The 23,953-nt window shown below is 60.6% G+C and carries 26 protein-coding genes; 9 read left to right on the top strand and 17 right to left on the bottom strand.

Features of this window, described 5'->3' with window-relative positions; translation table 11 throughout:
- Position 1: 1 nt before the first annotated feature.
- Entirely contained in the window at positions 2 to 205 is a 204-nt protein-coding gene (locus tag MOQ67_RS01615; protein ID WP_017849009.1) for a twin transmembrane helix small protein, read from the top strand.
- Between the two features lie 6 nt (positions 206 to 211).
- Here the strand turns inward: MOQ67_RS01615 and MOQ67_RS01610 are convergent, their stop codons facing one another.
- Genes MOQ67_RS01610 through coxB form a run of 4 tightly spaced genes read right to left on the bottom strand, consistent with a single transcriptional unit; the run spans position 212 to position 4,529 of the window.
- A complete protein-coding gene (locus MOQ67_RS01610; protein ID WP_017849008.1) occupies positions 212 to 1,099 on the bottom strand; it encodes a cytochrome c oxidase subunit 3 in 888 nt (295 codons plus the stop codon).
- A 35-nt stretch (positions 1,100 to 1,134) separates the two neighbouring features.
- Positions 1,135 to 1,686, bottom strand: a complete 552-nt coding sequence (locus tag MOQ67_RS01605; RefSeq protein ID WP_026140285.1) for a cytochrome c oxidase assembly protein — start codon at positions 1,684 to 1,686, stop codon at positions 1,135 to 1,137.
- A 43-nt stretch (positions 1,687 to 1,729) separates the two neighbouring features.
- A complete protein-coding gene (gene ctaD, locus MOQ67_RS01600; protein WP_448675807.1) occupies positions 1,730 to 3,343 on the bottom strand; it encodes a cytochrome c oxidase subunit I in 1,614 nt (537 codons plus the stop codon).
- Between the two features lie 58 nt (positions 3,344 to 3,401).
- Positions 3,402 to 4,529: a cytochrome c oxidase subunit II gene (gene coxB, locus MOQ67_RS01595; protein ID WP_198717366.1), complete on the bottom strand. Its 1,128-nt coding sequence runs from the start codon at positions 4,527 to 4,529 to the stop codon at positions 3,402 to 3,404.
- A gap of 367 nt (positions 4,530 to 4,896) precedes the next feature.
- Between coxB and MOQ67_RS01590 the strand changes: the two genes are divergently transcribed.
- On the top strand, positions 4,897 to 5,544 hold the full coding sequence (locus MOQ67_RS01590; RefSeq protein ID WP_046484380.1) for a hypothetical protein: 648 nt from the start codon (positions 4,897 to 4,899) through the stop codon (positions 5,542 to 5,544).
- Positions 5,545 to 5,613: 69 nt separating this feature from the next.
- Here MOQ67_RS01590 and MOQ67_RS01585 read toward each other — a convergent pair whose 3' ends face one another.
- The 6 genes from MOQ67_RS01585 to MOQ67_RS01560 all read right to left on the bottom strand — a co-directional run bounded on the left by MOQ67_RS01585 (position 5,614) and on the right by MOQ67_RS01560 (position 13,197).
- The gene (locus tag MOQ67_RS01585) at positions 5,614 to 7,161 is read right to left on the bottom strand and encodes a SulP family inorganic anion transporter (protein ID WP_017849003.1); all 1,548 of its coding nucleotides are present in this window, start codon (positions 7,159 to 7,161) and stop codon (positions 5,614 to 5,616) included.
- A gap of 85 nt (positions 7,162 to 7,246) precedes the next feature.
- A complete protein-coding gene (locus MOQ67_RS01580) occupies positions 7,247 to 7,978 on the bottom strand; it encodes a carbonic anhydrase (protein WP_017849002.1) in 732 nt (243 codons plus the stop codon).
- A gap of 227 nt (positions 7,979 to 8,205) precedes the next feature.
- Entirely contained in the window at positions 8,206 to 9,264 is a 1,059-nt protein-coding gene (locus MOQ67_RS01575) for a PA0069 family radical SAM protein (protein WP_017849001.1), read from the bottom strand.
- 70 nt (positions 9,265 to 9,334) lie between these two features.
- Entirely contained in the window at positions 9,335 to 10,645 is a 1,311-nt protein-coding gene (locus tag MOQ67_RS01570; protein WP_198717368.1) for a c-type cytochrome, read from the bottom strand.
- A gap of 12 nt (positions 10,646 to 10,657) precedes the next feature.
- Positions 10,658 to 12,442 carry a GMC family oxidoreductase gene (locus MOQ67_RS01565; RefSeq protein WP_126589239.1) on the bottom strand — a complete coding sequence of 595 codons (1,785 nt, stop codon included), beginning with the start codon at positions 12,440 to 12,442 and terminating at the stop codon, positions 10,658 to 10,660.
- A gap of 2 nt (positions 12,443 to 12,444) precedes the next feature.
- On the bottom strand, positions 12,445 to 13,197 hold the full coding sequence (locus MOQ67_RS01560) for a gluconate 2-dehydrogenase subunit 3 family protein (RefSeq protein ID WP_126589240.1): 753 nt from the start codon (positions 13,195 to 13,197) through the stop codon (positions 12,445 to 12,447).
- Between the two features lie 281 nt (positions 13,198 to 13,478).
- Between MOQ67_RS01560 and MOQ67_RS01555 the strand changes: the two genes are divergently transcribed.
- Entirely contained in the window at positions 13,479 to 14,165 is a 687-nt protein-coding gene (locus tag MOQ67_RS01555; RefSeq protein ID WP_017848997.1) for a tyrosine-protein phosphatase, read from the top strand.
- 7 nt (positions 14,166 to 14,172) lie between these two features.
- On the opposite strand, the gene MOQ67_RS01550 is transcribed toward MOQ67_RS01555, so the two are convergent.
- Positions 14,173 to 14,445 carry a YheV family putative zinc ribbon protein gene (locus tag MOQ67_RS01550; RefSeq protein ID WP_017848996.1) on the bottom strand — a complete coding sequence of 91 codons (273 nt, stop codon included), beginning with the start codon at positions 14,443 to 14,445 and terminating at the stop codon, positions 14,173 to 14,175.
- On the bottom strand, positions 14,442 to 16,541 hold the full coding sequence (gene prlC, locus MOQ67_RS01545; protein ID WP_169884429.1) for an oligopeptidase A: 2,100 nt from the start codon (positions 16,539 to 16,541) through the stop codon (positions 14,442 to 14,444). Before prlC ends, MOQ67_RS01550 begins: the two co-directional genes overlap by 4 nt.
- 54 nt (positions 16,542 to 16,595) lie before the next feature.
- Between prlC and MOQ67_RS01540 the strand changes: the two genes are divergently transcribed.
- Both MOQ67_RS01540 and MOQ67_RS01535 read left to right on the top strand, forming a co-directional pair.
- Complete coding sequence (locus MOQ67_RS01540; protein WP_017848994.1) at positions 16,596 to 17,138, top strand: gamma carbonic anhydrase family protein; 543 nt, start codon at positions 16,596 to 16,598, stop codon at positions 17,136 to 17,138.
- Positions 17,135 to 17,794, top strand: coding sequence for an HAD family hydrolase (locus MOQ67_RS01535; RefSeq protein WP_079442550.1), 660 nt, complete (start codon positions 17,135 to 17,137; stop codon positions 17,792 to 17,794). Before MOQ67_RS01540 ends, MOQ67_RS01535 begins: the two co-directional genes overlap by 4 nt.
- 86 nt (positions 17,795 to 17,880) lie before the next feature.
- Here MOQ67_RS01535 and MOQ67_RS01530 read toward each other — a convergent pair whose 3' ends face one another.
- Positions 17,881 to 18,924 carry an aminopeptidase gene (locus tag MOQ67_RS01530; RefSeq protein ID WP_126589241.1) on the bottom strand — a complete coding sequence of 348 codons (1,044 nt, stop codon included), beginning with the start codon at positions 18,922 to 18,924 and terminating at the stop codon, positions 17,881 to 17,883.
- 110 nt (positions 18,925 to 19,034) lie between these two features.
- Here MOQ67_RS01530 and MOQ67_RS01525 point away from each other — a divergent pair, with 110 nt between their 5' ends.
- On the top strand, positions 19,035 to 19,457 hold the full coding sequence (locus MOQ67_RS01525) for a PA0061/PA0062 family lipoprotein (RefSeq protein WP_017848991.1): 423 nt from the start codon (positions 19,035 to 19,037) through the stop codon (positions 19,455 to 19,457).
- On the opposite strand, the gene MOQ67_RS01520 is transcribed toward MOQ67_RS01525, so the two are convergent.
- Both MOQ67_RS01520 and MOQ67_RS01515 read right to left on the bottom strand, forming a co-directional pair.
- A complete protein-coding gene (locus tag MOQ67_RS01520) occupies positions 19,458 to 19,697 on the bottom strand; it encodes a DUF1161 domain-containing protein (RefSeq protein WP_017848990.1) in 240 nt (79 codons plus the stop codon).
- A gap of 142 nt (positions 19,698 to 19,839) precedes the next feature.
- Positions 19,840 to 20,271 carry an OsmC family protein gene (locus MOQ67_RS01515; protein WP_017848989.1) on the bottom strand — a complete coding sequence of 144 codons (432 nt, stop codon included), beginning with the start codon at positions 20,269 to 20,271 and terminating at the stop codon, positions 19,840 to 19,842.
- Positions 20,272 to 20,487: 216 nt separating this feature from the next.
- Here MOQ67_RS01515 and MOQ67_RS01510 point away from each other — a divergent pair, with 216 nt between their 5' ends.
- A complete protein-coding gene (locus MOQ67_RS01510) occupies positions 20,488 to 21,489 on the top strand; it encodes an LLM class flavin-dependent oxidoreductase (protein ID WP_126589769.1) in 1,002 nt (333 codons plus the stop codon).
- Between the two features lie 114 nt (positions 21,490 to 21,603).
- Entirely contained in the window at positions 21,604 to 22,629 is a 1,026-nt protein-coding gene (locus MOQ67_RS01505) for an IS110 family transposase (protein ID WP_448675806.1), read from the top strand.
- 279 nt (positions 22,630 to 22,908) lie between these two features.
- Here MOQ67_RS01505 and MOQ67_RS01500 read toward each other — a convergent pair whose 3' ends face one another.
- Both MOQ67_RS01500 and MOQ67_RS01495 read right to left on the bottom strand, forming a co-directional pair.
- Positions 22,909 to 23,133: a DUF1161 domain-containing protein gene (locus tag MOQ67_RS01500; protein ID WP_017848987.1), complete on the bottom strand. Its 225-nt coding sequence runs from the start codon at positions 23,131 to 23,133 to the stop codon at positions 22,909 to 22,911.
- Between the two features lie 116 nt (positions 23,134 to 23,249).
- Entirely contained in the window at positions 23,250 to 23,465 is a 216-nt protein-coding gene (locus MOQ67_RS01495; protein ID WP_017848986.1) for a dodecin, read from the bottom strand.
- A gap of 156 nt (positions 23,466 to 23,621) precedes the next feature.
- Here MOQ67_RS01495 and MOQ67_RS01490 point away from each other — a divergent pair, with 156 nt between their 5' ends.
- The gene (locus MOQ67_RS01490) at positions 23,622 to 23,948 is read left to right on the top strand and encodes a DUF883 family protein (RefSeq protein ID WP_010565821.1); all 327 of its coding nucleotides are present in this window, start codon (positions 23,622 to 23,624) and stop codon (positions 23,946 to 23,948) included.
- Positions 23,949 to 23,953: the final 5 nt, after the last annotated feature.

Raw genomic sequence — 23,953 nt, 5'->3', positions numbered from 1 at the left:
CATGCTCAAAGCCGCCATTGCCCTGATGCTGATCGCGACCGTCGCGAGCCTGTTCAGCGGCTTGTTCTTTCTGGTCAAGGACGAGGGCCACTCCAACCGCCTCGTCACCGCCTTGACCGTGCGTGTCGTACTGGCCGTGATCACCGTGGCGTTGATCGCCTGGGGCTTTTTCAGCGGCCAGTTGGTGTCACATGCGCCTTGGTAGCGCGCCTCACAGCACATACACGAAGAAAAACAGGCCGATCCAGACCACATCCACAAAGTGCCAATACCAACTGGCCGCCTCGAAACCGAACTGGTGCTCGGCATTGAAGTGCCCGCGCAAGATACGCATCAGCATCACGAACAAAATAATCGTGCCGATGGTCACGTGGGCCCCGTGAAAACCGGTGAGCATGAAGAAGGTCGCGCCGTACACGCCGGAGCCCAACGTCAGGCCCAGCTCTTTGTAGGCGTGGATGTACTCCTCGGCCTGGAACCCAAGAAACCCCAGGCCCAGCAGCACCGTGATCGCCAGCCAGAGCTTCAGCGCACCGCGATGACCTTTGCGCAGCGCATGGTGGGCGATGGTGATGGTCACGCTGGAACTCACCAGCAGGATGGTGTTGACCAACGGCAGGCCCCACGGGCTGATGGTGCCTTCGGGCGCGGGAAACAGCGTGGGATCGGGGTTGTTGAGCAGCGGCCAGACAAACTCGAAATTCGGCCACAGCATATGCGCGATGCCTTTGGAGCCTTCGCCCGCCAACCACGGCGCCGACATATGCCGCACATAAAACAGCGCACCGAAGAACGCGATAAAGAACATCACTTCGGAAAAGATGAACCAGGTCATGCCCCAGCGGAACGAGCGGTCCATCTGCGCGCTGTACAACCCGGCACGGCTTTCCTTGATCACCGCGCCGAACCAGCCGAACAGCATGTAGGCCAGCAACAGGCCACCGACGAAAAAGATCCACGGCCCGTGGGATTCCGGGCGCGCAGCCTTCAGGTCGTTGAACCACACGCCCAGGCCATACACGGTGATCAGCAGGCCAACCGTGGCAATTATCGGCCATTTGCTTTGCGCTGGTACGTAGTACGTATCATGAGTCGACATGTATTCGCTCTCCTGATTGAGCGGGCAAACAGTAGCTAGCCGCCGCTATGGACAGCCACGGGCGGTTGGCGCGCGGTGATATCAAACAGCGTGTACGCCAGGGTCAAATGCTTCACATCCTTGGGCATGTCGCGATCGACAATGAAGCGCACCGGCATTTCGATGCGCTCACCGGGTTGCAGCACTTGCTGGGTGAAGCAAAAACACTCGGTCTTGTGGAAGTACATCGCCGCTTCAGCCGGGGAAATGCTCGGGATCGCCTGGGCGGTCATCGGCTTGTCGCTGGGGTTGTAGGCCACGAAGAGCATCTCGTTGACCGCGCCGGGGTTGACCACGATCTCATCGGCCTTGGAATGGAACTCCCAGACCATGTCGATGGCATTGGTGGACAGGAACTGCACCCGCACCTGGCGCGACGGATCGACGATCTGCTCGCCCTCATACTGCCCGGCCGTCTTGCCGTTGATGCCGAACGCCTTGCACATCACGTCGTAGATCGGCACCAGGGCAAAGCCGAAAGCGAACATCGCCAGCACCAGGATCAACAGACGGGTGACCAGGCGCTTGAGTGGCACGGAGTCAGCCATGGCGATCACCCGACAGTGTGGGAGGGGATTTGTGGAAGCCGGTTCATTTGACCTCCGGTGGCGTGGTGAAGGTGTGGTACGGCGCGGGCGAGGGCACGCTCCACTCCAGGCCTTCAGCGCCGTCCCACGGCTTGGCCGGTGCTGGCGGGCCGCCGCGGATGCACTTGATCACGATAAACAGGAAGAAGATCTGCGTGGCACCGAACATGAACGCGCCGATGGACGAGACCATGTTGAAGTCGGCGAACTGCAGGTTGTAGTCCGGCACCCGACGCGGCATGCCGGCCAACCCGACGAAGTGCATCGGGAAGAACGCCATGTTCATGCCCACGAAAGACAGCCAGAAGTGCAGCTTGCCCAGGGTTTCGTCGTACATATGGCCGGTCCATTTCGGCAGCCAGTAGTAAGCCGAGGCGAAGATGCCGAAGATTGCGCCAGGCACCAGTACGTAATGGAAGTGCGCCACCACGAAGTAGGTGTCGTGGTACTGGAAGTCTGCCGGCGCGATGGCCAGCATCAAGCCGGAGAAACCGCCGATGGTGAACAGGATCACGAACGCCACCGCAAACAGCATCGGCGTCTCGAACGTCAGCGAGCCTTGCCACATGGTGCTGACCCAGTTGAACACCTTCACCCCCGTCGGGACGGCGATCAGCAGGGTGGCGTACATGAAGAACAACTCGCCCACCAGCGGAATGCCGACCACGAACATGTGGTGCGCCCACACGATGAACGACAGGAACGCGATACTCGCCGTGGCGTAGACCATCGAGGTGTAGCCAAACAGCGGTTTGCGCGAAAAGGTCGGGATGATCGAGCTGACGGCGCCGAAGGCCGGCAGGATCATGATGTACACCTCGGGATGGCCGAAGAACCAGAACACATGCTGGAACAACACCGGATCACCACCGCCGGCGGCACTGAAGAAGCTGGTGCCGAAGTGGATGTCCATCAGCATCATCGTCACGCAGCCGGCCAGCACCGGCATCACCGCGATCAGCAGGAAGGCGGTGATCAGCCAGGTCCACACGAACAGCGGCATTTTCATCAGGGTCATGCCCGGTGCGCGCAGGTTGAGAATGGTGGCGACCACGTTGATCGCGCCCATGATCGAACTGATGCCCATCAGGTGGATGGCGAAGATGAAGAACGTCACGCTTTCCGGGGCGTAGGTGGTGGAGAGCGGGGCGTAGAAGGTCCAGCCGAAATTCGGCCCGCCGCCCGGGGTGAACAGGGTCGAGACCAGCAGCAGGAACGCCGCCGGCAGCAGCCAGAAGCTGAAGTTGTTCATGCGCGGCAGGGCCATGTCCGGCGCGCCGATCATCAGCGGGATCATCCAGTTGGCCAGGCCGACGAACGCCGGCATCACCGCGCCGAACACCATGATCAAGCCGTGCATGGTGGTCATCTGATTGAAGAACGCCGGCTCGACGATCTGCAGGCCGGGCTGGAACAGCTCGGCGCGGATCACCATGGCGAACGAGCCGCCGAGCAGGAACATGGTGAAGGCGAACCACAGGTACATCGTGCCGATGTCTTTGTGGTTGGTGGTCAGCACCCAGCGCATCAAACCCTTGGCGGGGCCGTGGGCATGGTCACTGGCGGGGCCGTGGGCATGGTCACTGGCGTGGCCATGGTCATCGATCACAGCGCTCATGGCCGTTCTCCTGCAAACGAGTGGGCGGGGCGGTTCAGCGCATTCGCAATGAAGTGAGTCATTTGCTTTCCGCCTGTTTCAGAGCCAGCACGTCTTTGGGCGTGACCATGTCGCCTTTGTTGTTGCCCCAGGCGTTGCGCTCGTAGGTCACCACCGCGGCGATATCCACTTCCGAGAGTTGCTTGCCGAAGGCGGCCATGGCGGTGCCGGGCTTGCCGAAGTAGACGCGGTGCAGGTGGTCTTCCTTGCTTCCGGTGGCGATCGGCGAACCCTTGAGCGCCGGGAACATCGGCGGCAGGCCCTGGCCTTCGGCCTGGTGACAGGCCACACAGCTGGTGTGGTAGACCTTGTCGCCACGGGCGACCAGTTCGTCCAGCGTCCACTCCTTGGAGGTCAGCTCCCTGAGCTGGGCGGCCTCGGCCTTGCGCTCGCCGAGCCAGGTGTCGTAATCGGCCTTGGACTTGACCTCGACCACGATGGGCATGAAGCCGTGGTCCTTGCCGCACAGCTCGGCGCACTGGCCCCGGTAGATGCCGGGCTTCTCGATACGGGTCCAGGCCTCGTTGATGAAACCGGGGATGGCATCGCGCTTGACCGCAAAGGCCGGCACCCACCAGGAGTGGATCACGTCCGCGGCGGTCACCAGAAAACGCACCTTGGCGCCCACCGGCAGCACCAGCGGCTGGTCGACTTCCAGCAGGTAATGTTCGCCCTTGGTGGCCTTGTTGTGGATCTGCTCGGCGGGAGTGGCCAGGTTGCTGAAGAACTCCACATCCTGGCCGAGGTATTTGTAATGCCACTTCCACTGATAGCCGGTGATCTGGATATCGATGTCCGATTCCGTGCTGTCGTAGATGTTGATCAGGGTCTTGGTGGCCGGAATGGCCATCGCCACCAGGATCAGCAAGGGCACTACGGTCCAGAGGATTTCCACGGTGGTGCTTTCGTGGAACTTGGCGGCCACCTGGCCCGTAGACCGGCGGTGAAGGATCATCGACCAGAACATCGCGCCAAACACGACAATGCCGATCACTACACAGATCCAGAAAATGGTCATGTGCAGGTCGAACACGGCGTGACTGACTTCTGTCGCCCCTGGTGCCATATTCGTTGTCCAGGCGGCATGCGCCTGACCGAATACTGACCACAACAGGAGGCCCATCCAAACATGTGGATGTCGCGTCATTGCGGGTTCCCCTTATCGTTCTTGTTATCCCGCCGGTGTGCACCTGCGTCGAAGGGAGCGGCTTCCATACTGCTTACAACCGCTTAGCCTCACCTGCTTATGCAGTCTGGCGTCATCAGCTAATCGCGTACAAAACCGAGTATAGACAGCACCTGCCACCCCGCAATGTGCAGGTGCAAATGAGCTGAAACAGACGGACGGGGCCCATAAGACCGGGGGCGGAATCGTTTATCCGACGAACGATGGCAATTCGATATAACAGCGGCGCATAACCATGAAATAATTATGACAAATGCGTCTTAGACGCTTGTATAAACGAACTACCTTGTCCTTTCCCTTTTCCTACGCCTGCTTCACTGGAGCTTTCATGAACACCGCCGCATTGCGCGAGCAGATTTCCCGTGCCCATCAACACGAAGCCAGCACCGGCCAACTGGCCCAGCAACTCGAGAAACAATTACCACACCTGCATTCGGCCATTACCCTGGCGGAGGGTGATCGTAACCTCGTCATGACACGCTTTGTCACTGCCTACGTCGACCTCGTCCCAGACCTGCTGGACGCCGCCAACGACGTAGCCCGCGAGGCCGGTATCGAAAGCCAGGTCAAGCCGGTACTGAAGATTGCCGAGCAGTTTTTCCTGCAACCGCCAGCGATTCTGGCGGGCCATATCGGTCTCGACGGCCTGCTGGACGAGGCCTACCTGGCCCATCGCCTGGTCGAAGAGGTCAATGACCTGTATATCACGCATTTCGGCCAACCGTTGATTCCAGCGGACACCACCGTGGCCAATCTGATTGCCCATCAACTGATCGGTGAAACCTTTGCCAACCAGTTGGACGAAGCCGTACACCATGCGGTAGATAAAATGCTCAGCGAAGACAGCTTTGCGCTGGAATCGGTCGAGGCCTACCGCGAGCAGCTCAAAAGCCTGGCAACGGAAGCAGCGTGGAAGCGCTGGCCGTGCCTGTCGCGCAAGTTGGGCATTGAGTTGGAACTGGATCAGCAGGCCTGAATCTTCGACCTGACGCTAAACACATGCGGGAGAGGGCAAGCCCCCTCCCGCATTTTTGATCCGGTTCCGTCAGTTGGTAAACGGCGCCGAACCGATCCCCGTCGTGGTCCGCACCCGACCTTCCAAGCGACGCTTCAACCCCCGCGCCTCGATCACCAGCTTTGCGCCCTTGGCCGCATTGGCCCGGCCCCACTCCTCCAGCAACTCCAGGCAAGAATGGTCGATGTAACTGAGGTTGTTCAGCGGTACATGCAGGGTGTTTCCCGCCGGCACCGTCGACAGCACACGGGTTAATGCCGGCACTTTCAGAAAAGTCGCCGCGCCGCTCAAACGCAATTCCATTTCACCGTGGCCGGGCAAGTCGATCAGGCTGATTTTCAGGCGCGAAGCCTTGAACGCCAGTTTCAGCAACGTCAGCCCGAAGCCCACCAGCACGCCGGTCAGAAGGTCGGTAAAGACGATCGCCAGCGCCGTGGCCGCGTAGGTAAACATCGGCATCCGCCCGTAGCGGCCCAACGCGCGGAACGCCTTGACGTCCACCAACTTGATCCCGGTGTACACCAGCACGCCCGCCAGGCTCGCCACCGGAATGCTTTGCAGCACGCTCGACAGCAACAGCACGAACCCCAGCAGCCACACGCCATGGAACATCGCCGACAAGCGCGTGGTGGCGCCGGCCTGCACGTTGGCCGAGCTGCGCACGATCACACCCGTCATCGGCAAGGCGCCGACCAGGCCGCAGAGCATGTTGCCCACGCCTTGCGCGGACAATTCCTTATCGAAGTCAGAACGCTGGCCACTGTGCATGCGGTCGACTGCGGCGGCCGAAAGCAGGGTTTCGGCACTGGCTATAAACGCCACGGCGAACGCGGCGATCAACAATTGGGGATCGGCCAGGTTCAGCAAGTCGCTGGGACGCAGCCAATCGATGGCGTCGGCAAGGTTTTCCGGCACCTCCACGCGCTTGACCTGCAACGCCAGTACCAGGCTGGCCAGCGTTGCCAGGCCCACACCCAACAAGGCGCCCGGCACAAACCGCAGCGGTTGCGGGCGGAACTTATCCCACAGGTACATCACCAACATGGTCGACAGCCCCAGCAAACCGGCCTGCCAGCCAAGGCCGCCGCCCAGGGTAGGCACCGCCGCTGCCAACGCGGCCGGGAAGCCCGCCAGGTTATCCAGCCCTGATGGCTGGGGCGCACCGTCGAGCATCACATGGACCTGCGACAGCACAATCAGCACACCGATCCCCGCCAGCATGCCGTAGACCACCGCCGGCGCCGTGACACGGAACCAGCAGCCCAGGCGCAAACGCCCAGCCAGCAGTTGCAGCAAGCCGGCCAGCAGCAGGATCGGCCCGAGCATCGGCATGCCGTGCTGGCGCACCAGTTCGAACACCAACACCGCCAACCCCGCCGCCGGCCCGCTGACTTGCAACGGCGACCCCGCCATCCAGCCCACCACCAGGCCCCCGATGATGCCGGTGATCAGGCCCTTGGCCGGCGGCATGCCGGAAGCGATCGCGATCCCCATGCACAAGGGCAGGGCGACCAGAAACACTACCACGGAGGCCAGCAGCTCCCGAGGCAACACAGCTTTTAATTGAGCAGCACGCATGATGACTCTCCCGAGGCATTCGCCGGGCGCGGCAAAGCCTGGCTGCATCCATGGCAGCCACCGCTCTACCCGGCAGGGAAGTGTGTTAGAAGCGCGCTTTAGGCGTCGCGGAGGGGATTGGTTCGGTGCCGTTCAGCGGTCGAAACGCCGCCTTTTCCGCATCGTAGGCGCGGATTTCACTGGTCTCGATGTTGTAGATCCAGCCATGGATAAACAAATGACCATTGGCCATGCGCGAAGCCACGGACGGGTGGGTGCGCAAATGCTGCAACTGGGCGATGACGTTTTCTTCGGTCAGCATCTTCATGCTCTCGCCTTCATTGGCGCAGTCGCAGTTGTCGTGAACCATGGTCTTGGCGACTTCGGCGTGCCGCAGCCAGGCCTTGACTGTCGGCATCTTCTCCAGGCTCGCAGGGTTGAGCACCGCGCGCATCGCGCCGCAGTCGGAGTGCCCGCACACGATGATGTGCTGCACGCCCAGGGCAAGGACCGCGTATTCGATGGCCGTGGAAACGCCGCCGTTCATCTGCCCGTAGGGGGGCACCACGTTGCCGACGTTACGGGTCACGAACAGGTCGCCGGGCGAGCTCTGGGTAATCAGCTCGGGCACGATGCGCGAGTCGGCGCAGGTGATGAACATCGCCCGAGGGTTCTGGGCCGTGGCGAGTTTCTTGAAGAGTTCTTCTTGCTGAGGGAAGACGTCGTGATGGAAATGCAAAAAGCCGTCAACGATGTGCTTTAGCGCTGCATCGGCGGACTCCGCCACTTGAGCGGCTGAAGCCGACGCAGCCAACGGCTGTTTATCCTTGTCACTCATGATTCATCCTCTTGATTAATGCAGGGGAGGGTTCAGGTCAATTCGACGCCGGGCCGATGGAATAGTTTTAGAACGCCGCAAAGCCGGGTACCAACTCGTCAGTCACTCGCTGAACAAAGTAGCCGTCGAAACTTAACTCAAACTGAATCAACCGCTCTAGATCGCGGGTTTCAGTGATGTCAAAACGCGACCACCTCTACGATCACGGTGCGTGTTTGCCCAATAGTCTACAACAACGCCATCTGCCTGCCCGGTGGGCAGAACGCCGTGCAATCCAGATTGAAGCCTTCCCGACGGTCGAGCCCAAGGCGCTTGATTGCCTTGCTGAAGCGCTGCGCCAGCAGGTCGGCAAACGGCCCCTCTCCGCGCATACGCACGCCGAAGCGACTGTCATACACGCCCCCACCCCGCACCTGGCGTACCAGGCTCATCACATGGGCCGCGCGCTGCGGGTAATGCGCCGCGAGCCACTCCTCGAACAGCGGCGCCACCTCCAGCGGCAGGCGCAGCATCATATACGCCGCACTTTGCGCACCGGCTGCATGGGCTTCGGTGAGCAGGCTCTCCAGCTCGCTGTCGTTGATCATCGGGATCATCGGCGAACACAGCACCCCCACCGGGATACCAGCCTCGCGCATCACCCGGATCGCCCGCAACCGCGCCTTGGGCGCCGCCGTGCGCGGCTCCAGGATGCGCTTGAGTTCGTCGTCGAGGCTGGTGAGGCTGATCATCACCGCCACCAGCCGCTGGCGCGCCAGTTCGGTGAGCAGGTCGAGATCGCGCAGGATCAGCGAGCCCTTGGTGATGATGGTCACCGGGTGCCGATAGCGCAGCAGCACTTCGAGGGTTTGCCGGGTGATCTTGTACTCGCGCTCGATCGGCTGGTACGGATCGGTGTTGGAACCCAGGTTGATCGGCGCACACACGTAGCCGGGCTTGGACAGCTGCTGTTCGAGCACGTCGGCGGCGTTGGTCTTGGCGATCAGCTTGGTTTCGAAATCCAGCCCCGGCGACAGGTCCCAATAGGCATGGCTGGGCCGCGCATAGCAGTAGATGCAGCCATGCTCACACCCGCGATAGGGATTGATCGAGCGATCGAACGGCAAGTCCGGCGAGTTGTTGCGCGTAATGATGGTCTTGGCCGTTTCGATACGCACTTCGGTGCCCTGGGTCGGCGGCACCTCCTGGTACCAGCCGTCGTCCTCGACCACGCTGACGGTGGGCGCGAAACGATTGTGCAGGTTGGTCGCCGTGCCCCGGCCACGGGGCGGCAGAGGTGCAGACATGAAAACGCCCCTATACTGTTTTTATATACAGTATAGGGGCGCTAGCTGGATGACCAGTGCCGTTTGGCGGTCAGTGCGGTTGCGTGACTTGCCCCAGGTCGTCGCCTGACGTCGTGTGCATGTCGTTCTTGCGCAGGTCGGCCACGTCACTGGCCTTCACCGCAACACCTTTGTTACCCCAGCTACCGCGCACGAAGCTGACGACATCCGCCACTTCCTGGTCCGACAGACGCCAGGCAAACGCCGGCATGGTGAAGGTGGACGGCGCAGTGTGGGTGGCCGGCAAAGTGCCGCCGTTCAACACGATGTTGATCAGCGACGTGGCATCCGCCGTCTGCACCACCGGGTTGCCCGCCAGCGCCGGGAACACCCGCGTGTAGCCATGACCGTCGGTGCGATGGCAGGCGGCGCAGTTGTCGATATACACCGACGCGCCCGGCCGGCTGTCATCGCCTTTCCACAGCGCTTCGGCCACCTGCTTGTCGTACTGGTGCGGCGGGTTTTGAGGGTCCACCGCCGGCAGGCTCTTGAGGTAGCGGGCGATCGCGGTCAGGTCGTCCTGGGACATGTACTGCATGCTGTGGACGACCACATCGCTCATGCCGCCGAACACCGCGCTGCGATCACTGCGGCCGGTCTTGAGGAATTGCACCAGTTGCTCTTCGCTCCAACTGCCGAGGCCGTCTTTGTGGTCGCCACGCAGGCTTTTCGCGATCCAACCTTCCAGCGGCGCACTGCCGGACAAAAAAGCGCTGCCGTCGGCCGCACTCAAGGCTTTTTCCTGCATGGTCAGCGCCCGCGGCGTATGGCACGCGCCACAGTGGCCGAGGCCCTCGACCAAGTAAGCGCCACGGCTGATCACCGGATCGGCGCCCGCCACTTCCGGGGTATCCGCCACGGGTGGGGCAAACATCCAGCGCCACGCCGCCAACGGCCAACGCATGCTCAAGGGCCAGGGAATGTCACTGGCCCGGTTTTCCTGGGCGACCGGTTCCACGCCCTTCATGAAGTACGCATACAGCGCCTGCATGTCGCTTTCACTGACGCGGGCGTAAGACGGATAGGGCATCGCTGGGTAAAGCGTACTGCCGCTCTTGGCGACGCCATGGCGCACGGCCTTGTCGAAGTCCGCGAAGCTGTAGGCGCCCAGGCCGGTCTTGTCCGAGGTGATGTTGGTGGAATAGATCACGCCGATGGGGGTCTCCATCGGCAGGCCGCCAGCGAACGGCTTGCCGCCCTTGGCAGTGTGGCAGGCGACGCAGTCGCCGGCGCGGGCCAGGTATTCGCCTTGCTTGATCAGGTCGGTGTCGGCGGCGCTCACCGAGCAGTTGCCGAGCAACGCCAGGGACGCCGCAAAGGAGGCGATAACACGTGCTTTCATGGTCATCGTTCCTTATGCCTGAACCAGTGGGCCGGGATTTTTCAGGTACTGCTCGCGAATCGCTCGCGCCGACCAGTAGGTCAACGCCGCCACCAGGCCGGTAGGGTTGTAACCTAGACCTTGTGGGAAAGCGGACGCGCCGGGGACAAACACGTTGTGTACATCCCAGCACTGCAGGTAGCGGTTCAACGCACTGGTTTTCGGGTCGGTGCCCATGATCGCGCCGCCGTTGAGGTGGGTGGTCTGATAGGACGCGGTATTGAAATGCTCACCGACCTTCTTGCCCAGCACGGCAATGGCCTTGGGGTTCATCGCTTCGGCGATCTTGCCCATTTTCTCGACCATGAAGCGGTTCATCTTGATGTCGTTTTCCTGCCAGTCGAAGGTCATGCGCAGCAGCGGCAGGCCGTAGGCATCGTGGTACACCGGGTCCAGATCGAGGTAGTTACCGCGGTAGGATTGATGCGCGCCGTGGGCATCCATCGACACCTGATGGGTGTAGTAATCAGCGGTGGCACGCTTCCAGGCGCTGCCCCACGCCGGAGTACCGGGTGGGTTGGAGGTGCCGGCGATCGGCCGACTGCCGGCCTGGTTGACCCACATCGGCGAGCCCCCGACGAAGCCATGGGGCCCGTGGTCGAAGTTGTCGGCGTTGAAGTCATCGATGGCCACGCCATTGCCGCCAGCACCGATAAAGTTATTGGTGTGGGTGTCCTTGTCGAAGAAGGCCTTGATGGTCGCCATGTTCTGGTAGGCGAAGTTCTTGCCTACCACGCCTTCGCCGCTGATCGGGTCGTAGGGCTTGCCGATCCCCGACAGCAGCATCAAGCGCACGTTATGGAACTGGAACGCGCCGAGAATCACCAAATCGGCCGGCTGCTCGCATTCCCGCCCCTGGGCGTCGATATAGGTCACGCCGGTCGCCTTGCTCTTGGTGCTGTCGAGGTTGACCTTGAGTACGTGGGAATTCGGCCGCAGCTCGAAGTTCGGCACCTGGCGCAACGCTGGCAGGATGTTCACGTTCGGCGACGCCTTGGAGTACATGTAGCACACGTAGCCACTGCAAAAACCGCAGAAGTTGCACGGGCCCATCTGCGCGCCGTAGGGGTTGGTGTATGGCCCCGAGGTATTGGCTGATGGCAGGTTGTAGGGTTTGTAACCGACTGCCGCGGCTGCTTTCTGAAACAGCTGCGCCGACACCGTGTTCTTCTGCGCCTCCAACGGGAACGGGTTGGAACGATCCGGCGCATACGGGTTGCCGCCACGGCCTTCACCGACCAACTGACCGTTGACGGTCCAGGCCTGGCCGGAGGTGCCGAAGACTTTTTCGGCGTAGTCGAAAAACGGCTCCAGCTCTTCATAGCTGACGCCGAAGTCCTGGATAGTCATGTCCTTGGGAATGAAATGTTTGCCGTAGCGCTCTTCGTAGTGGCTGCGCATGCGCAACTCGATAGGGTCGACGCGAAAATGCACACCCGACCAGTGCAGCCCCGCACCGCCGACGCCGTTGCCCGGCAAAAAGGCGCCGAGCTGACGGTTGGGCAGGGCGACGTCATTCACGCTATGGCGAATCGTCACCGTCTCCTTGGAGATGTCCTGGAAGAGTTTTTTACGCACGCTGTAGGTCAATTCGTCGATGACCTGGGGATAGTTGCCGTCCGGGTAAGTGTCCTGCATCGGGCCGCGCTCTAGCGCTACCACGTTGAGGCCCGCTTCCGTCAGTTCCTTGGCCATGATCGCGCCAGTCCAGCCGAAGCCGACGATCACCGCATCCACTTTTTTCATGATGGTCGCCACGTTTATGCCCTCTCGCCGCGAATGGAAACCGCCGGGAAGGGGTATTGCTCGTTGCGCTCCACCCAATCCATGAAGTCGGCGCGGGCGCCGGGGAAGCCGATCATGGTCCAGCCGACCAGGCCTTTATTGCCGCCGTGGATCGGATCGCAGAAGAAGCCTTCCTTGGTGTTTTGCAGCAGCAAATTGAAGAACATCTTCGGCGGCACCGCGTCGAAATGGGCACTCACCTCACTACCGCCAGCCTCCAGGCGGCGCAGCATGTCATCCTGGGTAGCGCTGTCTTGCGCAGCAAAAGCCTTGCCGTTGAACGCTTTCGACCAGGCATCCGTCGCGGCAATGCCCAGGCGATAGATGACCTTGGGTACCAACTTGCTCTGCCAGCCCATTTCCGGCGCGGCGTCGGCGTTGAACGGACCTTGCATGAACCACAGCGCGCCACTGGCGTAGGGCGTGTTCATCTGGCGGTCGATGTATTCCGCCGCACCGGCTTCCAGGGCGCCAGGGCCTTGGGCATCGGCGGGGATCAGGCGCGCCACGGCGGCGTTGATGAATGCCCATTCTTCGGCGCTGAAATAGCTCGGCTCATACGCCTTGTCGCTGACCGGCGGCGGAGCGGGGCTGGCTTTGGCCGGTGCGGGCATGGCCATCAGCATCGAACCGCCAAGGCCGGTGCTGGCAACCGTGACCACCGGGATCAAGGTCAAGGATTTGCGCAAAAAGTCACGCCGGGGGTTGTCTTGATCTTGATCAGACATGGGTGTACCTCATCATGTGGTCACGGGTTTATCAGCCGCTTCTAGGAGCAGCTTGTGGTTTGGCAGCAGCAAGGTGGACCCCACCGATCCAAGCAGATAGAACGTAGCGGCAATCAATAGTTACAAATGATAGCAGGCTAAGCATAAAGAGAATCGATTCAGCGTCAAAACTGCACCATCGACGGTGATTCACATTTCTTTGACGCGCCCCTCACACCCCATTGACCGCGCCTGGCCGACTCTTGGCATCACCCGCCAACCCCCTATCGGTTACGTCGCCCATGTTCAATCATCAATGGCTACCGGCCCTCGGCCTTGCGTTCCTGGCACTGTTCACCAGCGCTCACACCTGGGCGGACGACAGCACATCCCTGCGTTCCCCCGAATGGGCGCAGCCGGTCGGCAATCAATACAACCTGCACCAGATGACGCCCACCCTCTACCGCAGCGCGCTGCCGGACAGCAATGCCGTGCCCCTGCTGGAAAAGCTCAAGGTCGGCACGGTGATCAACTTTCTGCCGGAGTCCGACGACAGCTGGCTAAAAAATTCTGATATCCGACAGATCCAGCTGATTTATCGTACAAATCATGTCGATGACGCTGACGTGCTGGCCGCACTGAGGGCGATCCGCGACTCCGAAGCCAACGGTGCAGTGCTGATGCACTGCAAGCATGGCTCAGACCGCACCGGCCTGATGGCGGCGATGTATCGCGTGGTGGTTCAGGGCTGGAGCAAGGAAGAGGCGTTGAACGAAATGACCCTGGGCGGCTTCGGCAGCAGCAAGGGCTTCAAGGACGGCGTTCGCTACATGATGAAGGCCGATATCGACAAGTTGCGCACAGCCTTGGCCAATGGCGATTGCAGCACCAGCGCGTTTGCCCTGTGCTCGGTGAAAAGCTGGTTCAACACGGCCGGCAACAGCCATGTCGAACCTCTGAAAAGCACGCTGACGCTGACAACCCCCTGACAGGGTCTCAGTCTTTCTTCAGCTTGGGATTAGGAAAAAATTGCACCGACTGCACCGTCGGGTCCGGCGCTTTGAGCGCCGAGGTGTTGACCCGCGTGCCCAATTCCTTGGGCACCGACAAGCCCTGATCATTCAGCGTGTCGGTATAGCCGCAGGCCACGCACTCGCGATGCGGCACGTTGTCCTCGGTCCACATCTTCAACTTGTCCGGCTCGCTGCACGCCGGGCAGACGGCCCCGGCGATAAATTGCTTTTTGGTACTCACAGGTACTTCACTCATGCTGCTGCGTCCTCACTCAGGCCACTGTGGCGCAAGAGTGCGTCAATCGACGGCGCACGCCCGCGGAAATCGACAAACAACACCATCGGCGCCTGGGAACCGCCACGGGCCAGGATCGCCTCGCGGAAAGCACGTCCGGTTTCGGCATTGAGCACGCCGTCTTCTTCGAACTTGGAGAACGCATCGGCCGACAGCACTTCAGCCCACTTGTAGCTGTAGTAACCCGCAGCGTAACCACCGGCAAAGACATGCGCAAAGCTGTTGGGGAAGCGGTTATAGGCCGGCGGACGCATCACCGACACCTCGTCGCGCACGCTTTCAAGTACCTGCGCCACACTGCGGCCATCGCCATGGGTGGCATGCAATTCAAAGTCGAACAGCGAGAACTCCAACTGGCGCACCATCATCAGGCCGGACTGGAAGTTCTTCGCCGCGAGCATTTTTTCCAGCAGGTCCTGGGGCAGCGGCTCGCCGGTTTCATAATGGCCGGAGATCAGCGCCAGGCCTTCCGGCTCCCAGCACCAGTTCTCCATGAACTGGCTCGGCAATTCCACCGCATCCCAGGCCACGCCGTTGATGCCGGACACGCCGGCATGCTCGACACGGGTCAGCAGGTGATGCAGGCCGTGGCCGAATTCGTGGAACAGCGTCGTCACTTCGTCGTGGGTCAGCAGGGCAGGCTTGCCGCTGTCGGCCGGGGTGAAGTTGCACACCAGGTTGGCCACCGGGCTTTGCAGCACGCCGTCGATGGTGCGGCGACGGTCGCGAGCGCCATCCATCCAGGCGCCGCCACGCTTGTTGGCACGGGCGTACAGGTCGAAGAAGAAGCGCCCGACGTGCTGGCCGTTTTCTTTGATTTCGAACAGGCGCACGTCTGGGTGCCAGGTGTCGAAGCCCTTCTGCTCGGCGATCTCGATGCCATACAGGCGCTGCACGATGGCGAACAGGCCGCCAAGCACCTTGTCGATCGGGAAGTAGGCGCGCAAGGCTTCCTGGGACACGCTGTAGCGCTGCTCACGCAGTTTTTCACCGTAGAAACCGCTGTCCCAGCTTTGCAGGTCGGCGCAGCCTTGTTCGGCGGCGTAGGCTTTGAGCTGTTGCAGGTCCTGGGCGGCAAACGGCTTGCTGCGCTTGGCCAGGTCGCGCAGGAAGCTCAGCACCTGGTCGCTGGAGTCGGCCATTTTCGTGGCCAGGCTCAATTCCGAGAAGGACGCATAGCCCAGCAGTTGGGCGAGTTCCTGACGCAGGTCGAGGATCTGTTCCATGACCGGGCCGTTATCGTTCTGACCGGCATTCGGGCCTTGGTCCGACGCTCGGGTGCAATAGGCTGCGTAGATTTCTTCGCGCAGGGCGCGGTCCTGGGCGTAGGTCATCACCGCGTAGTAGCTGGGGAATTCCAGGGTGATCAGCCAACCGTCGAGGCCTTTGGCCTGGGCTGCGGCGGCCATTTGCGCCTTGGCCGAGTCGGTCAGGCCGGCGAGGGTGGCTTCATCGGTGACGTGTTTGGTCCAGGCCTGGGTCGCGTCCAGCAACTGGTTGGAGAACTTGCTGCCCAGTTCGGAAAGCTTGCTTTGCACTTCGGCGTAGCGCTTTTGCTGCTCGGGCGGCAGGTCGATACCCGACAGGCGGAAATCGCGCAGCGAGTGTTCCAGGATGGTTTTTTGCGCCACGTCGAAACCGCCGGCTTCCGGGCTGCTGGCCAGGGCTTCGAAGGCCTGGAACAGTTCGCGGTTCTGGCCCATCTCGGTGGAATAGGCGCTCAACGCCGGCAGGCATGCCTCGTAGGCTTCGCGCAGTTCGGCGCTGTTGCACACGGCATTGAGGTGGCTGACCGGGCTCCAGGCGGCACCCAGGCGATCATTCAGCTCATCCATGGCGAGGACCAGGCCGGCCCACGTCGGATTTTTCCCCTGGCTTTGCAGGATGCCTTCGATGGCAAGCCGGTTGTCGGCGAGGATCTGTTCGATGGCCGGCTGAACGTGCTCGGCACGGATCGCCGAGAACGGCGGCAGGTCATAGGGCTGCAGAAGAGGGTTGTTCGCGCTCACGGTTGGCACCTTGGCTGAAGAAACATGTAAGAACAAAGATGGGGCCATCTTAATTACAATCAACGTCCACCGCAGCTATCAGCAGAAGAGAGAGAGGCTATCGTGACCCTTCGCACCTATCAGAACCACACGCCAACCCTGGGCGCCGGGGCTTTTGTCGATATTTCGGCGGTGGTGATCGGCGATGTCGAAATCGGCGACGACAGCTCGGTTTGGCCGCTGACGGTGATCCGCGGCGACATGCACCGCATCCGCATCGGCGCGCGCACCAGCGTGCAGGACGGCTGCGTGCTGCACATTACCCACGCCGGGCCGTTCAATCCCGATGGTTTTGCGCTGCTGATCGGCGACGACGTGACCATCGCCCACAAAGTCATGCTGCACGGCTGCACCGTCGGCAATCGCATCCTGATCGGCATGGGCAGCATCGTGATGGACGGCGCCGTGGTCGAAGACGACGTAATCATCGGTGCCGGCAGCCTGGTGCCGCCGGGCAAGAGACTTGAAAGCGGCTTCTTGTACGTCGGCAGCCCGGTTAAACAGATCCGCGAACTGACTGACAAGGAACGCGCGTTTTTCACCTACAGCGCCGCGAACTACGTGAAGCTCAAAGACCTGCACCTGGCGGAGGGATTCGATCAATGACTCTGCACCATCAAACCGTACTGTTCGATCTGGACGGCACCCTGACCGACCCGCGCGAGGGCATTACCCGTTCGATCCAGTACGCCCTGGGCAAACTCGGTATCGATGAGCCGGACATCACCCAACTGGAACATTTCATCGGCCCGCCGTTGCTGCAAGCCTTCATGCAGTTCTACGACTTCGACGAAGCCAAGGCCTGGGAAGCGGTGAATTTCTACCGTGAACGCTTCAAAGTCACCGGTTTGTATGAAAACCGCGTGTTCGACGGGGTGATGCCGCTGCTCGAAGCCCTCAACAGCCAGGGGCGCCAGCTGTACGTGGCCACCTCCAAGCCGTGGGAATTTGCCCGCGAGATCGCCCGTCATTTCGATTTTGCCAAGCACTTCAAGGTGATCTACGGCAGCGAACTGGACGGCACGCGCACCAACAAGGTCGAGCTGATCGCCCACTTGATGCGCGAAGAACGCCTGGACCCGGCCACCACCTTGATGATCGGCGACCGCAAACATGACTTGATCGGGGCGCGCAGCAATGGGCTGGATTCGGCGGCGGTCGGGTATGGGTTCGGCAGTTTCGAAGAGCTGAGTGCCGAAGCGCCGACCTGGCATTTCGAGACGTTGGCGCAGATGCATCAGGCGTTTTTGCAGCGGCCTTGAGCGCGCTATCGGGAGCAAGCTCCCTCCCACATTTTGATCCGTGTACGCAGGCCAAATGTGGGAGGGGGCTTGCTCCCGATGAGGCCCTACCGGCCAACACCTTCCAACTGCCTCAACGCCGCCTTACGCTGCGCCACCGGCAGTTGGCCCATCCGCTCCACTGCCGCATAGAACTTCAGCCAATCCCCACCTTCCTGCCGGAACAACGCCGCAAATGCTGGCACCCACTGGTCATACAGCCCGAACGGTAAAAGCCGCGCATTGTTCATCGGCAGGTTCATCCAGGCGTCATAACGCGTGTCGCCGCCCCACTGACTGTCCCGCACCCGCCGGTACTCGCTGCGCAAACGCTCGAATTCAGCCGCCTTGGCCCGCCGCATCGCATCGGCCGCCAACGGCTGGGCGTAGAGTGTTTCCAGACGTTTGCGAGTATCGAGGACCAACTGGGTAAATTGGTCACGCTGCTGCAGCGCCGCGCTGCCGATCGGCGCCAGGCCCCGGGCGGCGCGCCATTGGCGCGTGCCTTCCTGCTCGACGAAGGTGGCAAAGGATTCGTTGAACTCGGTGTCGTCCTTCACGTAAAAGCGTTGGTGCGCCAGTTCGTGAAAAATCAACGTGGCCAGGCGCTCATCGCCCCAGCCCAGCATCGAACTCATGATCGGGTCATTGAACCAACCCAAGGTGGAATAGGCCTCGACGCCGCCAATCGACACGTCCATGCCTTGTTGCTTGAGCAACGCCGCCTCACCCCGCGCCGCGCCCTGGCTGTAATAACCGCGATAGGCGACACAGCCAGCGATGGGAAAGCAGTGATTTTGCGCCGACAAGGAAAACTCCTGCGTGGCAAAAACATTCCAGACTACATAAGGCCGGCCAATATCGGCGTACAGCCGGTAACTCTGATTGTCAGGCAGGTGCAACTGCTCGCTGGCGAACGTGCGCGCCTTTTGCGATTGCACCAAGTGCTCACGTAACTGTTGCGGCCGCGCCGGGTCGGCAATCACCTTGGCCACCGGCTCCCGAGCCTGCAGCAACTGCCACTGGCCGCTGGCCAATTGGCCGTAGTAATCGACGCTGGAACAACCGCTGAGCAGCACCCACCACAACCCTGGAAGAAAACGCCTGATCATGCCGCGACTGCTCCTGGGTAATTGGCTCGCCAGCCTATCGTGACTGCCCGGCGTTTTTCCATGGCGTAGCGCGTTTATACTCAAGGCTCTCCTTGTGTTGAGTGCCCGCCATGCGCCAGCTAGTGCTTCCCATCGCCGCCCTGTTGCTCAGCGCCTGTGCTTTACCACCCATCCCGCCGATGGACGCGCAACAGGCCTGGGTCGATTTCGCCACCCCGACACCCGGGGCCAAGCTGGTGATGGCCCAACGTCTGGATGGGAAAAACCTCAACGACGGGCGCTTCTTCCAGGTCCCGCCGGGCAGTCACGAGTTGATGGTGCGGTTTGATTTCGAAGTGCCGACCGGCGGCAGCTTTGGCGGGTTGTCACAGACCCAGGACCGGACCTGCTTCATGACCTTGCAGTACGACCACTTCGAGGCAGGCCAGCGTTATCGCCTGGAGGGGCGCTCGTTGTCCTACACGCCGAATATCCGGCTGTACAACGCCGCGCGTCAGTTATTGGCGCAGGAGCGCAGCGTGAACTGCATCTGATCAGTCATTGTTCTTCTGGTAGATGATTGCCTTGGTACCGTTCTCACACGTGCCTACGACCATGGCGACATCGTGCTTGTCGGCTTCTTCCTTGCTGACGATTTCCAGGGTGTAGGACGGAATCGCCTTGGCCTGGATCTTCACTTCGATCTCTTTCCTGAGTTCTTCGCAGTCTTTGGGCGCGGCCACAGCCGATGTGGCCAATACACCGCAGATGATCGCCAAGACAAAACGTTTCATGTGTGAAGCTCCCTGAATGCACGCGCACGAATGTGCGCCTATGGCTGCATAGGCTATAGGACCACATCGGGGAAACACGAGTTCTGATTTAACGCACAACTGAATGTGGGAGGGAGCAAGCCCCCTCTCACCTAAGGCTGTGTCAGTCGACGAGGGTGGCGTCCAGGCTGATTTTCGCGTTCAGCACCTTGGACACCGGGCACCCTTCCTTGGCTTTTTTGCTCAGCTCATCGAACTGCGCCTGGCTCGCGCCGGGAATCTTGGCGTTGAGGATCAGGTGTACAGCGGTGATCGCAAAACCACCGTCGACCTGGTCCAGGGTCACTTCGGCCTGGGTGTCGATGCTGTCAGCCTTGAGCCCGGCGTCGCCGAGAATCATGGAAAACGCCATGGAGAAACAGCCAGCGTGGGCCGCACCGATCAACTCTTCAGGGTTGGTGCCCTTGCCGCCCTCGAAACGGGCCTTGAAGCCGTAGGGCGCTTCGCGCAGCACGCCGGTTTCCGTGGAGATGGAACCCAGGCCTGTCTTCAGATCACCTTCCCAATGCGCGGATGCTTTTTTAACGATACTCATAGCAGTCTCCTCAAACGATGGTTTTGCGTCAGTAAGGGTTCTGAGGATAGATGCTTTGGCAAAGTTCACTTGTAAGAGAAACCTAGCAACAAAGTAGGAAATTTCGCACGACCTATTGAATCTCGGGTATATGCCCTCATTGCATAGAACATGCACATGAAGCGGCAGGTTTTGGTTCGTCTAAGAAACCTGCGCCCTTATTGGAGAAGCAGGCTTATGAAATCGCTGTCCGACGTGAAGTTCTCGACCCTCGACCTGGTGCCCGTGCGGGCCAACGGCAGCGCCGCGCAGTCGTTGCGCAATTCCCTGGACCTGGCCCAGCATGTGGAAAAGTTTGGCTACAACCGCTTCTGGGTGGCGGAACACCACAATATGGACGGCATCGCCAGCTCGGCCACCTCGGTATTGCTCGGTTACCTGGCCGGCGGCACCTCGACCATCCGCGTCGGCTCCGGCGGCGTGATGCTGCCCAACCATGCACCGCTGGTGATCGCCGAACAATTCGGCACCCTGGAAAGCCTGTACCCCGGCAGGATCGACCTGGGCCTGGGCCGTGCGCCCGGTTCCGACCAGATGACCGCCCGCGCCCTGCGCCGTGAGCGCTCCGGCAGCGCCGACGACTTCCCCGAAGACGTGGCCGAATTGATGGCCTACCTCGGCCCGCGCACGCCCGACCAGCGGGTGATCGCGGTTCCCGGCACCGGCACCAACGTCCCGGTGTGGCTGCTCGGGTCCAGCCTGTTCAGCGCGCAGTTGGCGGGGGAGCGCGGCTTGCCCTACGCCTTTGCCTCGCATTTCGCACCGCGCTTGATGCATGAGGCGATTCGCGTATACCGCAATCACTTCAAGCCTTCGGCCGTTCTGGACAAGCCTTACGTAATGCTCGGCCTTCCGTTGGTCGCGGCGGATACCGACGAACAGGCCGATTACCTGGCCACTTCCGTCTACCAACGCATCCTGGCGCTGATGCGCGGGCAGAGCCTGGTGCAGCGTCCGCCGGTGAAAAGCATGGACGGCCTGTGGCTACCCCATGAAAAAGACGCGGTGGGCAGCTTCCTCGGCCTGGCGATGGTCGGCAGCCCGGCGAAGATCCGCGCCAAACTGGAAGTACTGGTCGAACAGACCGGCGCCGACGAGCTGATCTTTACCTGCGACCTGTACGAACACGCCGACCGGATTCATTCCTACGAGCTGCTCGCGCAGTTGATGAAGGGCTAAATCTGGCAGGCGAAAAAAAACCGACGCACGCGCGTCGGTTAATGAGATGGTCACCCCCAACACCCTGTGAGGGCTACGCTTTCACGGGGTGTTTTGTTTTCGGAGGCCATCATCATGAGCGAGTCAGCACTGATCGGTATCGATCTCGGCAAACATACTTTCCACCTGCACGGCCAGGATAAGTCGGGCCGCGAGGTGTTTCGCAAAAAATGCTCACGAGCGCAGATGATGCAGTTTTTCGGCAATGTGCCGAGCTGTGTCGTGGTGATGGAGGCCTGTGCAGGGTCGCATTTTGTCGCTCGCCAACTGATGGCGATGGGACACACGGCCAAGCTGATTTCCTCGCAGTTCGTTAAGCCCTTCGTCAAGGGCAACAAAAATGACTTCGTCGACGCTGAGGCGATCTGTGAAGCCGCTTCCCGCCCATCCATGCGCTTCGTTACGCCTAAAACCGAATCCCAGCAAACCCTGTCTGTGCTGCATCGGATGCGCGAATCGTTGGTGCATGACCGCACCAAAACGGCTAATCAGATGCACGGTTTTCTGTTGGAGTTTGGAATCAGCCTGCCCAAGGGATTGGCCATCATGAAGCGTTTGGCGAGCGTTTTGGCCGAGCACGAATTACCCGTTCGTCTGACGGTCTTATTGCAGCGCCTGCACGATCACTTCGTCTATCTGGATGAGCAAATCAAAGCGCTGGATAAAGAACTGGCGGGCCAACTGGCCAACGATGATCTGGGCAGTCGTTTGCTGAGCATGCCGTGTGTCGGCCCGATCACCGCCAGCCTGCTGGCTGTGGAGATGGGCGATGGTAAACAGTACCGATGCGGTCGCGACTTTGCCGCCTCCGTTGGCTTAGTGCCCAGGCAGTACAGCACGGGCGGCAAGGCCAATCTGCTGGGGATCAGCAAGCGGGGTGACAAGCATCTGCGACAACTGTTGGTGCAGTGTTCCAGGGTCTATATGCAGAGGCTGGATCACCAGAAAGGCGCTCTGGCTGACTGGGTTAAAACCTTGCTCAGTCGACGACATTCAAATGTCGTGGCCTGTGCCCTGGCTAACAAACTGGCGCGTATCGCTTGGGCGATAGCCGCTCGCCATACGCAATATGAAGCAGGGCCAGACGCTTTGAACGCCTGACCCTGCAGTTGTTGCAGTACTACGATTCACCCTTCAGGTTTTGCGATAGCTGAACAACAGATGATGTGAACGGCACACCGGCCTGGCGAAGATCCTGACATAAAAATCGGCTTCAGAAGCCGACCGGTTTTTAAGGATTGTCAGGCGCGACTCTCATCGTGGCGCTGGGGCATACCCCAAACAGACGCCGGATAGATTTAAGCAAGCCAACCACACCACCCGTTGATCAGTATTGCAAAAATGGGGGTGACCATAGATTTTTATGTCTGCAACGCACGATTAACCGCGCTTGTAGACGATTTCCTTGGTGCCGCCTTCGCAGGTGCCAACCACCTTGCCGTCAGCCGCAGCGCCTTTAGCCACCACTTCCAACGAATAACCCGAAGCACCCTTGGCGTCGATTTTCGCGGCAATTTCGCTTTTCAGCTCTTCACACGGCTTGCCCGCCGCCAGCACGGTGCCCGCCATGCTCAACAAACCTACTGCTAACAAGAACTTTTTCATCCGTCACTTCCCTTGCGCTGATCGAAACGAGCGTGGCCGACGCTGGTCGCATCGGCCCCCATTGGTTGTAGCGCAGGTTATGGCAATCGGCCAGCCGGCAAGTTCAACGGTTTCGCTCAACTACTGGCAATTCGGAACCCCACCTTCAACGTAACCTGGAAGTGCGCAGCCTTGCCGTCCTTGATATGGCCACGGGTTTCGGTCACCTCGAACCACTCCAAATGCTTGATGCTCTTGCTGGCTTCAGCCAGGGCGTTGTTGATCGCCTCTTCGATGCTGGTGGTGGACGAACCCACCAATTCGACTTTTTTGTAAGTGTGATGATCAGACATGGCGTTTCTCCTGAGGGTCGTCAATAAAGCCTAGCAGTCAAAGCTCATACTGCTTCTGGCGACCGTTCCTACTCGAAAGTTCAGATTTACTGCACTTTCTGAGACGGCCGTAGTCGGTATCTACACACGCCACCCAATCACTTCAGGAGAGTCCACATGGCCAACACCTCTTTACGCAAAGCGTCGCTGGAAAGCATGGAAGCCGAGATTTCGAGCCTGCTCAAGTCTCTTGAGAGCCTCAAGGACGACGCATCCGATGAGTCGCTCAAGACTCTGAAGGCCCTGAAAAGCAATGCCGAGAACGCGCTCAAGCATTCTCGTCACCTGATCAGCGACGCCTACGAAGAAAGCAAAGTCAAAATCCGCGAAACCGGCGTGGCGACCCGGGACTACGCACAAGAACACCCATGGACTACCGCCGGCGTTGCCGTTGGCGCGCTGGGCCTGCTGGCGGCTTACCTTTTGTGCAAACGCGGTAACTGATCTGC

Source organism: Pseudomonas sp. LY-1, assembly GCF_053502595.1.
The sequence above is the reverse complement of the archived record's forward strand: the minus strand, read 5'-3'. Positions and strand labels throughout refer to the sequence as shown.